This is a genomic window from uncultured Clostridium sp., from assembly GCF_937920395.1.
Classification (GTDB): domain Bacteria; phylum Bacillota; class Clostridia; order Clostridiales; family Clostridiaceae; genus Clostridium_AD.
Genome location: NZ_CALEVF010000109.1, coordinates 1 through 2727, shown reverse-complemented (window position 1 = coordinate 2727; position 2727 = coordinate 1). Strand labels below are relative to the sequence as shown.

Genomic DNA, 2727 nt, shown 5'->3' with positions numbered 1-2727 from the left:
ATGCAGGATTCCCACCTGCACTACAGGTACGCACTTCGTGGCGTACCCGGGGGTCGTGAACAAATTGTAAATACAATTTGTTTTGCTAAAAGCTGTAATTGTAATCTTTCCTTTTTTGCTTTGTTTTTTAATCTTGCAATTACTGATGCTCCAATATCTGTTGCATCCCCCACTATAACCACACTCCAATATATATTTTTATTTTTTTTACAACTTTTAAAATTCTAGCATATTCCATAAGTTTGTTTATATTTTTTTCTTTATCTTTAATATAACTTTGAATAGCCTTATTAAATACTTCTTTATCTATCTTATTTTCATATCTCAAAACATCACATATTGTACGTTCCCTATCAAAAATTTTAATTTTAACATTACCTATACAATATTCTGTTATTCCAATATCCATAAACTTATTTATCAAATAAAATGGTGTTATACTTGGATAAGTTATTTTAAACTGACTTTTAGCAACATTCTTATCAACTGCTATTTGCCATGATGAAGGAATTCTATCAGTATATCCATAATAAAAAAGAGCACTATTAAGATAAATTACAGCTGAAGGAAATAATTTTGATATAATAACTTCATCTGGTGTGTCAATATCATCTGATAATTGATACACTCCCTTTTTAAGTTTTATAATTTTTTCTTCATTTAAAAGACGTAATATATTCCTGCTATCAATACAAATATTATTAAGTTCTGATGTTCTCATTATACCGTTATGTTTTTTAAACTCTTCAATTAACAATTTATTATCAATCATATCTTCATCTCAAACTCCTCTTTTATATTGTTAAAGCGTATACTTTAATGCAAGTTTATCATATTTTTTATTTTTAAGCAATATTTATTTTTGTTGTATTGCAAACGCCTTAGTCCACTAGCAAACAGAGCTTGTCCACTACGTTACCAATTTCTGTAACGGGGTCTATGGCCAAAGATATCAAACCTCCTTAGATAAAGTAAAATAAATTACTATACTCTACTTAATTAAAAATTAAATATGTATATATATTAAAAGGAAGTTCTTAAATAAACTGGTATCTGTAGACTGGACACTTTAAAAAAAGTGTTTGAGCTACAGGTGCTTTTTTTGTATAATTAATATATTGATAGAAGGCCAGTAAATGAGTAATATTTTATTTACCAAAGATGATATTAGAAAGTTAGAAATGAATAAAATGTTCTAAGAGTTAGTGAATATTCAATAATATATAATTACGAATTTAAAATAATATTTATCAATGAATACTTAGCTGGAAAGCTACCAAGACAAAACTTCGAAGAAAATGGCTTTGATATCAATATAATCGGAGCAAAAAGGGTTGATTCATCATCAGATAGGTGGAAAGCAGCATATAAAAAAATGGCTTATTTATCAACTATTAAGGACGCTTCAACAAATGTAGCAATTTCAGTCGCAAGCTCCTTCAAAAATTCCCCCGGGGGTCGTGAACAAATTGTAAATACAATTTGTTTTGCTAAACTATTTCACCAAATTTATAGCAAACAGAACTTGTACACTTCGTTACCAATTTCTGTAATGGGGTCGTATCAGCAGACCAATAATTGTAAACTCACTATAAAAGATTATAGTCATGTTGAATATTATTTTATAAAAGCAGCCCTCCCTGTTTTCAGGTGACTGTCCATATCCCATAGTTCATTACTGAAGTTAACTTCTATTTTGAAATAAACCTACATCTAGGAAAATTTCCACATCCTTTAAATGGACCATACCTTCCATTTCTTAATACTAGTTTCTCTCCACATTTAGGACAAAACCCACTATTAACTTTGATTTCTTTTTCAGCTAATGTCTTGTGAATTGCTTTTACATGAGTTTTTCAAGTTTCTTTACTTCATATACCATAGTTGCAATAAGTGCTTTATAAATTCTCATAAAAAAAGAGCCTTTCAGCTCTATTGCCTATTCTATCTCAAGTTGTGTACTTTAAATTCTATTAATCATCTGATTATTACTCATTAAATCATTACCACACTATGTTTCTAATACAATCAATCTAGCTTCTATTTCTCCTTATCTAAGCCATACCGCTAATGCATACTAATATAAATTTTCGTTTTCACTTCTCCTAAATGCAGCATTTACTGATTAAATTTACAAAAATAAAGTTATAAACCAAATAAAATCGCTAAAAAGTATTATAATCAAAGTATTAAAACAATTTTATAGGTAGTGTAAAGTGATTTATGAAAAAATGAGATCAACTAGTTGGGCTTGAATACAAAATAAATATGTTTAAAATGGCCTGATTCATCAACATTAGAATGAAATTAGACGTGCCAAAAAAGCCTTAGAGTTAAGGCAAAATTTAATTAAAATTAAAGATATATTACTTGATTATGAACATTGATTCTTTTGCATTTTCAAGATTCTTTGTTGGCCAAGTAAAATGAGCAATTGCCATTTAGCAGGCATATTACCTGCATTGGTTAACTCGTCTAATTCATTTAACGGCTTCCAATAGTTATAAGGATGGGGACGTAGAAAATTGTAATAAGCAACCCAAAGAGAAACGCCATAAAGAGCACCATTTTCACTTCCGTAGCCACCTGTTACACGGTAAGAAAATTTGAAAGTTCGATTAAGGCGTTCTACTACCTCTTTTACCCAGCGAAATTCAGTTGTAACAGCATCGTCATTGGTTAGTCCGATGACCTGAGTAACATCAAAGTCCCAACCTCTCTCAAGCT

At 29.7% G+C, this 2727-nt stretch carries 3 protein-coding genes and 1 pseudogene; all 4 read right to left on the bottom strand.

All coding sequences use genetic code 11. From position 1 onward, the window contains the following. Window positions 1-20: 20 nt before the first annotated feature. Window positions 21-173 (bottom strand): hypothetical protein, encoded by a 153-nt coding sequence (locus Q0649_RS09265; RefSeq protein ID WP_298840627.1) that lies wholly within the window; start codon window positions 171-173, stop codon window positions 21-23. Next, the gene (locus Q0649_RS09260; RefSeq protein ID WP_298840626.1) at window positions 173-772 is read right to left on the bottom strand and encodes a hypothetical protein; all 600 of its coding nucleotides are present in this window, start codon (window positions 770-772) and stop codon (window positions 173-175) included. Before Q0649_RS09260 ends, Q0649_RS09265 begins: the two co-directional genes overlap by 1 nt. A gap of 919 nt (window positions 773-1691) precedes the next feature. Next, on the bottom strand, window positions 1692-1811 hold the full coding sequence (locus Q0649_RS09255; RefSeq protein WP_298840630.1) for a topoisomerase DNA-binding C4 zinc finger domain-containing protein: 120 nt from the start codon (window positions 1809-1811) through the stop codon (window positions 1692-1694). Between the two features lie 563 nt (window positions 1812-2374). Further along, window positions 2375-2727: pseudogene (locus Q0649_RS09250) on the bottom strand (transposase); the annotation flags it as partial.